General features: G+C 70.8%; 6 protein-coding genes. 4 read left to right on the top strand and 2 right to left on the bottom strand.

What is annotated here, in order from left to right; translation table 11 throughout:
- The 4 genes from HMPREF0043_RS10275 to HMPREF0043_RS07070 all read left to right on the top strand — a co-directional run.
- Positions 1-3317 (top strand): VanW family protein (locus HMPREF0043_RS10275; RefSeq protein ID WP_021602315.1); only part of this gene is annotated, 3317 nt, incomplete at its 5' end.
- Between the two features lie 115 nt (positions 3318-3432).
- Positions 3433-3765, top strand: a complete 333-nt coding sequence (fdxA, locus tag HMPREF0043_RS07080) for a ferredoxin (protein ID WP_040318098.1) — start codon at positions 3433-3435, stop codon at positions 3763-3765.
- 8 nt (positions 3766-3773) lie between these two features.
- Positions 3774-4910 carry a succinyldiaminopimelate transaminase gene (gene dapC / locus HMPREF0043_RS07075; RefSeq protein ID WP_021602313.1) on the top strand — a complete coding sequence of 379 codons (1137 nt, stop codon included), beginning with the start codon at positions 3774-3776 and terminating at the stop codon, positions 4908-4910.
- Between the two features lie 176 nt (positions 4911-5086).
- A complete protein-coding gene (locus HMPREF0043_RS07070; RefSeq protein ID WP_021602312.1) occupies positions 5087-5608 on the top strand; it encodes a helix-turn-helix domain-containing protein in 522 nt (173 codons plus the stop codon).
- 225 nt (positions 5609-5833) lie between these two features.
- Here HMPREF0043_RS07070 and dapD read toward each other — a convergent pair whose 3' ends face one another.
- The gene (gene dapD, locus HMPREF0043_RS07065; RefSeq protein WP_021602311.1) at positions 5834-6790 is read right to left on the bottom strand and encodes a 2,3,4,5-tetrahydropyridine-2,6-dicarboxylate N-succinyltransferase; all 957 of its coding nucleotides are present in this window, start codon (positions 6788-6790) and stop codon (positions 5834-5836) included.
- A gap of 9 nt (positions 6791-6799) precedes the next feature.
- The coding region (locus HMPREF0043_RS11960) for a Maf family protein (RefSeq protein ID WP_021602310.1) at positions 6800-7857 on the bottom strand (1058 nt) is incomplete at its 5' end.

Here is a 7857-nt window from a genome sequence, read left to right as displayed (position 1 = left end):
CCCGCCATGACGGCGGGCGTGCGGCGACCGGCGAACCGGCAGCCGCCGAAACGGGCGATGCAGTCGAAAGCGGCGGCAGTGACGCGACCGGCGAAGCCGGCCGGACTGCGGATGACGAAGCCGTCGAGGATGAGGCGGCCGAGCCGGTCGCCGCCGATGAAGAAGACGTCGCAGACGAAGACGCTGCAGACCGCGGCGCGGCCGGATCCACCGCCCCGGTCCAGGACGCGGCGGCCTCCCCCGAGGCGACCGCGGCCCCGTCTTCGCAGGAACAGAAGTCCGAACCCCCCTCCGGGAGCCCCCCGGCGGCATCCGATTCGCCGACCGCCGCGAGCGAAGCCGAGGCGAGCGGGAACGGAACGGCCGGTTGGGCGTCCGAGGTCGGCGAACCCGCCGGAGACGCGCACGCCGCCCCCGACGCGGCTCCACGCGCCTCGACCGGGGGAGCGGACGACCCGATCGACACGGATCCGGCCGACGCGGAAGAGGTTTCGACTGGAGGGTCAGACGTAGGCGAGTTAGCCGATACGGCGCGCATCCCGCCCTCCGCTGCGGACGGCCCCGCCGAGCCTTTTGCGCGCGAAGGCGAGTCCTCGTCGGAAGGCGAGTTCGCGCCGGGCGCGGAAGACGCTCCGTCAGGAGCGGACGACCGACCCGACGAGCCGCACCGCTCCGCTGAGGCTGAGCCGACGGACGCCGGTGAGCCGGTGGACGCTTCCACCCCGGGCGCCGACGCCGCGCAGAAAGCGGACGCCGCGCAGGCCGCGGCAGGGGAGGACGTCGGGGCCGCCCCCGCCGGCCAGTGGGATCCGGGAATCGACGATGAGGCGACGTCCGACGTCGACGTGACGGCGACCATCCCCGTCGTCACCGGCGACATCGTCGAGGCAGGCCGCGCCGGCCGCTTCGACTCGGGCCGCGCCGACGATCACGGCGCCCCGGAGGACCCCGGCGGGTACGGCCTGTCGGACCGCTCCGATCGCGCCGCCGGCGCAGAGGAGCTCGCCGCCCGAGCCGAAGGGGCGGAAGGCGCCGATGAGGCGGCGGACGGCGCGCAGGCCCTCTACGACTTCTCGCCCGAAACTGCTCCGGCCCCCGCCTCCGCTGAAACGGCCGCCGACGCGGCCGAGCCCTCCGCTCCGTCGGTCCGCACTCCCGCGTCGGAGGAGGGGGAGCCCGGCGCCCTGACCTCTCTAGAGGGCAACGACGACCACACGGCGCTCTTCGACGCCGTATTCTCACCGGCGCCGACGCCTTCGGAAGAGAAGCCTCCCGCCAAGGCCGGAGAGCCCTCCGCCGAGGTCGAAGCGAAGGCCGTCGAGGCGGAGGCCGGGCCGGCCGCGGCGGCTGAGGAACTCGGCGAGCTGTTCGACCAGGAGCCGCAGGAACACGGCGTCGAAGAGCCGCAGGACCACGGCCGGGAACCGCAGGAGCGCCGCCAGGAGACGCCGGCGTACGGCCAGCCCGTCGAGCCCGCGAAGTCCGGCCGACCCGGAGTCCAGGAGACCGAGGCCCTGAGCGCGGCCGCGGCGGCGCCCCCGGTCGTTGTGCGTCCGCAGAGCGGGCAGGGGCCGGATGCCGCCGTCGGCGCCATGCCGGCGCAGCCCGCGGCGAGCCCGCAAGCCGCGCTCGAACGCGACGGCGTGGCGGGCTCGGCGCCCCGCAGGCCTCGCCGGGCGCTGTGGACGACGGTGGCCGTGTTCGCCTTCCTCCTCATCGGATACGTGGGCGCCTGCTTCTTCTATTCGGACAGGATCCCGTCCGGGACCCAGGTGTCGGGCGTCGACGTGGGAGGCATGTCGCGCGCAGACGCCGAAGCCAAGCTCACCAGCCGTCTGGGGACGCGTACGAGCCGGCCGATCACCGTCAAAGTCGGCTCGCAGTCGAAGACCATCAACCCGGAGGAGTTCGACGCCGGCTTCAACGTCAAGGGGACGCTGAACTCGCTCACCGGATTCTCCCTCAACCCCGCGCGTCTGTGGCGCAGCATCGCGGGCGGCGGCGATGTCGCACCCAAGCTCGACGTGGACAGGTCGAAGCTGACGACGGTCCTGCGGATCTTCGCCAACGAAACCGACAAGCCCCCGATCAACGCGTCGCTGTCCTTCAACGGCACCACTCCCGTGATGAGCTCGTCGGCCAAGGGGCAGAAGATCGACATGGGCAAAGCCGTCAAGACGGTCGAGCGCAGGCTTCTGAGCGGCAAGCCGATCGCCCTGCCCACAGTGGAGTCCGATCCCGACATCACCGATTCGGAGGCGGACCAGGCTTACAGGAACGTCGCCGAACCGCTCGTCTCGGGACCGCTCAACGTCTCCCTCAACTCGGCCAAGACGACGATCAGCCCCGAGCAGCTCGCGGCTGCGGCCACGTTCTCCCCCAAGAACGGGAAGCTGGCCCTGGAACTGGACCCCAAGAAGCTCGGGGACGCGCTTCGCGCCAACGCCCGGGGAATACTCAAGCCCGGTAAGGACGCCCGCATCGAGATCGTCAACCACACGACCCCCACGGTCGTCCCCTCGGAGGACGGCGTGGGCGTCGACGACGACAAACTCGCCTCCGAAGCCGCTAAGGCGATCACCGGGAACAGGAGCGTGGTCCTCACGCCCAAGCCCGTGACCCCGGCCATCACCACGGAGGCGGCCCAGAAGATGGGCGTGAAGGAAGTCGTCGCCCAGATCGAGACGCCTCTGACCGACGACGCCGTGCGCACGAAGAACCTCCAGATCGGAACCGCGAAGGTGGCGAACACGCTCGTCAAACCGGGTGACACCTTCTCCCTCCTGAAGGCCCTCGGCCCCATCGACGAGGCGCACGGCTTCGTCTCTTCGGGAGTCGTGAGCAACGGCTTCAACTCGACCGCGCTGGGCGGCGGGCTCTCCCAGCTGTCCACCAACACCTACAACCTCGGCTTCCTCGCCGGGTACGAGGACATCCAGCACAAGCCGCACTCCAAGTACTTCTCGCGTTACCCCATCGGCCACGAGGCCACCCTGTGGGAGGGGAAGATCGACATGATCTGGAAGAACACGAGCAAGTACGGCGCGGTCATCGACACGTGGGTCGCCGACGGCAAGGTGTATTCGCGGCTCTGGTCCACCAAGTACTGGGATGTCGAAGTCAAGACGAGCGCCCCCTACAACAAGACCTCGCCGACGACCAGGCGCAATCCCGCAGCCGACTGCCAGCCGTCGAACGCCAGCGCGCCCGGGTTCACGGTCAACATCTGGCGCAAGATCTCGCTGAACGGGACCGTCCACAAGGAGGAGACGACGTCCTGGACCTACCAACCGGTCGACGCCGTCGTCTGCCACTAGCCGGGGCCCCGCCGACCGGCAATCCGACGCATCGCTGAGACGGCCGCGCAGTGGCGGACGTCTCAGCGATCGCCATGTGCGGACGCACTAATGTTGAGGGAAAGAAAGGATGGTCATGGCCTACATCATCGCCCTGCCGTGCGTCGACGTCAAAGACCGTGCGTGCGTCGACGAGTGCCCCGTCGACTGCATCTACGAGGGTGATCGTACGTTATACATCCATCCCGACGAATGCGTGGACTGCGGCGCATGCGAGCCGGTCTGCCCCGTCGAGGCGATCTACTACGAAGACGACCTGCCAGAGGAATGGACCGTCTTCCAGCGCGTCAACGAGGAGTTCTTCGACGACCTCGGCTCGCCCGGCGGCGCCCAGGGGATCGGCCCGACGGGGGCCGACCACCCGTACATCGACTCGGTTCCCCCGCAAAGCCGCGAAGACTACGAGTAAGCCCCGCCATGGCGCTGTACGGCGGGGCCCTCCCCGACTTCCCGTGGGATTCCCTCATCCCGATCCGCGAGCGCGCCGCACGGCACCCGGACGGCGCGGTGGACCTGACCATCGGCACACCGGTCGACCCCGTGCCCGGCGGCGTCCGCGACGCCCTGTGCGCGGCTTCGGACTCGCCGGGCTACCCGCCGACGATCGGCACGCCCGCCCTGCGCGAAGCGATATACGACTGGTGCGCCAGGCGCCGGGGCGCGGCCACCCGCGACGGCCTCGGCGTGCTCCCCACCATCGGCTCGAAGGAGACGGTGGCCCTCCTTCCCTCCCTCCTCGGGCTGGGCGAGGGCGACGTCGTCGCCTTCCCGCGGGTCGCCTACCCGACCTACGACGTCGGGGCCAGACTGGCCGGGGCAACGCCCCTTCCGCTCGACACGGCCTCGGATCCCGCCTCCTGGCCTGCAGACGTCTCGCTGATATGGCTGAATTCGCCCGGCAACCCCGACGGGCACGTCCTCGACCTCGCCCAGCTGCGCAGGATCGTCGCCTGGGCGCGCGATCGCGGCGCGGTCCTGGCATCCGACGAATGCTACGCGGAGCTGACCTGGAGCGTTCCCGAGGCGCCCTCGCTCCTCGACGAGCGGGTCAACGGCGGCCGCTACGCGGGGCTGCTGAGCCTGTACTCCCTGTCGAAGCAGTCGAACCTGGCCGGATACCGGGCGGCCTTCATCGCGGGGGACGCCCGGCTGATCGCACCCCTGACCGAAGTGCGCAAGCATTCGGGCTTCCTCATGCCCGCTCCCGTCCAGGCCGCGATGACGTGGGCGCTGGGCGACGAGGCCCACGTGGCCGCCCAGAAGGGCCTCTACCGTTCCCGGCGCGAACGCCTGCTGGGCGTCCTCGACCGGGCGGGGCTCGTCGACGACCCGCTCTCGCAGGCCGGCCTGTACATATGGGCCGCCGACGCCCGCGGGGCCGCCAGCGGGTGGGACATCGTCAAGGCCTGCGCGGACTTGGGGATCGTCGTCGCCCCCGGCGACTTCTACGGGCCCGCGGGAGCCGACCGGGTCCGGATCTGCCTGACCGCCACCGACGAAGCCGTGGACGAAGCCGTCCGACGGCTTCCCCGACTGCCGGACTTGCTAGGCTGAGCGGGCTCGCCCCGGTCGCGAGCGTCCGCCTCGATCGGGGCGTCCCCGCCGCGAGGACGGCGGCGCCGGCGGTCGAATCGCACGGACCGTTGACACGGGTGCCAAACGGGCGATGCGGTGGAAATGAACAAAATGAAAATCGACGCACTCGTCGATCCCGCCCAGAGGAGGGGAAAGTGGCTGAGACGGTCGAAGGCAAGACCTATCTTCCGAACGATTTCGGGGATCGGTCCGGGGACATCGAGGGAGAGTCTGCGCGTATATGCGAGCGCCTCGCCGCGCATGCGCTGTCACAAGAGGACAGGCGTCCCCGTCTTGTGACAGGCGACGATTCGATTGAGCTTTCCGCCGGGATGGTCGATGTTCTGAGGCGGGTCGCGGAAGCGATGCGTCAGGGTATGGCGGTGAGCGTGGTCCCTCGGCATACGGTTCTGTCGACTCAACAAGCTGCTGACATGCTGGGGATTTCGCGTCCGACATTGGTGCGCATGCTCGAGGAGGGGGAGATTCCCTTCGTCCGGAGGCGTCGCCACCGTCGACTCTATCTGTCCGATGTCGTCGAATACCGGAAACGGCGGAGGCGTGTGGCGGACGAGGCCTTGAGCGATATCGTCGCCGACGCCCAGATGTTCGGTGAGTATGACGCCGACCCGGAGGAATACCGAGAGATATTGCGCGCCGTCCGCCATGACGGATAGCCTTCTCGGCCCGGGCGCCCCGTCCCGATACGGCGAGGGGGAGCTCGCCTCATGTGCGGCCCCCAGGATGCGGAGGTGCTGGACGGGGCGTTCCGGGTCCGCCACGAGCGCGCCGCTCACCTGAGGTGGGAAGCCTCCGGGCAAGGTGGCCCACAGCTCGCAGGAGTCGCCGCGCGGGCGAAGGCTTCGCGGGCCCGGCCCCGGCCGCCGATGGTGGGCAAGTCGTCAGTTGGCGTGCAGGGAGGAGTTCAGCTCGATGCCGGCCGTGCCCGCGCGCGGCACGGCCTCGATAGCGCCCGTCAGGGAGTTGCGCCGGAAGAGAATGCCGTCCGCGCCCGACAGGTCGCGCGCCTTGACGGTGCGCGGCGCCTGGGGCGAGCCCTTGGCGGGCAGGAGGCTCACCTTCGTGCCCGCGGTGACGTACAGGCCCGCCTCGACCACGCAGTCGTCGCCGAGGGCGATGCCGATGCCCGCATTGGCGCCGATGAGCGATCTCCGCCCGACGCGCACCCGCTCCTTGCCGCCGCCCGAGAGCGTGCCCATCGTCGAGGCGCCGCCGCCGACGTCCGAGCCGTCCTCGATGACGACCCCCTGGGAGATGCGCCCCTCGATCATGGCGTCGCCGAGCGTGCCGGCATTGAAGTTGACGAAGCCGGCGTGCATGACCGTCGTCCCCTCCGCCAGGTGGGCGCCCAGGCGGACGTTGTTCCCGTCGGCGATGCGCACGCCCGAAGGCACGACGTAATCGACCATGCGCGGAAACTTGTCGACTCCCGACACGTGCACCTGGCCTGCGGACGCCTGGCGCGCGCGTAGCCTGGTCGCCTCGAAGCCGTCCACCGCGCACGGGCCGAGGTTCGTCCACACGACGTTCTCCAAGACGCCGAACAGGCCGTCGAGGTTGATCGTGTTCGGCCTGACGAGCCTGTGGGACAGCAGGTGGAGGCGCAGATAGGCGTCGGCCGGATCGGCCGGGGCCGCGTCGAGGTCGACGACCGTCTTGACGACTCGCAGATCGACCCGGCGCACCTCGTCGCCGCCCTCCAGCCGGCGCAGACCGGCCGACGCGGCCTCGTCCTCTCCCGGAGCGCCGAGTCTGGGCGAGGGGTACCAGGTGTCCAGGGTGCGGCCGTCGGTGTGGATCGTCGCCAGGCCGTAGCCCCATGCCGTGTTGTCGCTCATGGGGAAAGCCTATCGGCTTCGCGGGCCGGCCAGATTGCGGATCTTCTCACGCAGGGCCGGAAGGGCGGCCGCGAAGCCGGGATGCAGGGGAGCGGAGGCCAGCCCGGAGCCTCCCGGAAGGCCATCCAGCGCCGTCCAGGTCAGCTGCGCCGACTCATAGTCCGGCACCGGCTCGGCGCCCTCGCATCGGGCGATGACGGTCGTGTACGCCCAGTCGCCGTGGTCGTCGGCGTGCGTGCCCAGGATCTCCAGATCCTCCGCGCCGATCTGCGTCTCCTCGGCGAATTCGCGCACCGCGCCGTCCACCGGCGACTCGCCCCACTCGACGGCGCCGCCGGGAACGGACCACGTGCCGCCCGTGTGCGTGCGCGCCGACCGCAGCTGCGCCAGTACCTCGACGCCGCCGCGTCCGCGGCGGAAGGCCAGGACTCCGCCTGCGCCGTTCAGGCCCCAGTGGCATCCGCCGCACGAGCAGGCGATGAAGGCGTCCGCCCCGTACCGGGGGACGTAGCGCGTCGTCGCGCGGAGGATCCCCGCAGCCGTCTCGCCGAGCTCGCCGTCGGCCGGGCGCTCCCACAGCTGCGTGACGGACATCCCCCAATGGGCGAGCATCCGCCTCAGAAGGGGGAGGGAGACGCCGACCACCCCGTGGTGGTCGCCGTCCACTCGGTCGACGAAGGGGCCGCCCAGTCCGTCGACCGTGAAGGACCCGGCCACGTGCAGGGGTTCGCCCGAGGCGACGTAGGCGTCGATCTCCTGTCGGCTCAGCTCGCCGATGTGGACGACGGCGTGCGAGACGGCTCCGAGCGTGGCGCCGCTGCGGGGATGGACGAGGCAGTGGCCGGTGTGCAGGACCCCGGACCGGCCCGACATGCGGGCGAGCCGCTCGCGGGCCACACCCGGATCGTGCGGCTTGCCGACGGCCTGCCCATCGAACTCGAACATCGAATCGCAGCCCAGGACGAGCGCGTCCCCCGCGCCGAGGGCGGGGCCGTCGCCGTATGCCGCACCGGCGGCCCGGACGGGGGCGTCCGCCCCGGAGGCCTGCGCGGCTCCGCCCGGTCGGC

The sequence above is a fragment of the Actinobaculum sp. oral taxon 183 str. F0552 genome, from assembly GCF_000466165.1.
In the GTDB taxonomy this organism is placed as follows: domain Bacteria; phylum Actinomycetota; class Actinomycetes; order Actinomycetales; family Actinomycetaceae; genus Peptidiphaga.
The sequence above is the reverse complement of the archived record's forward strand: the minus strand, read 5'-3'. Positions and strand labels throughout refer to the sequence as shown.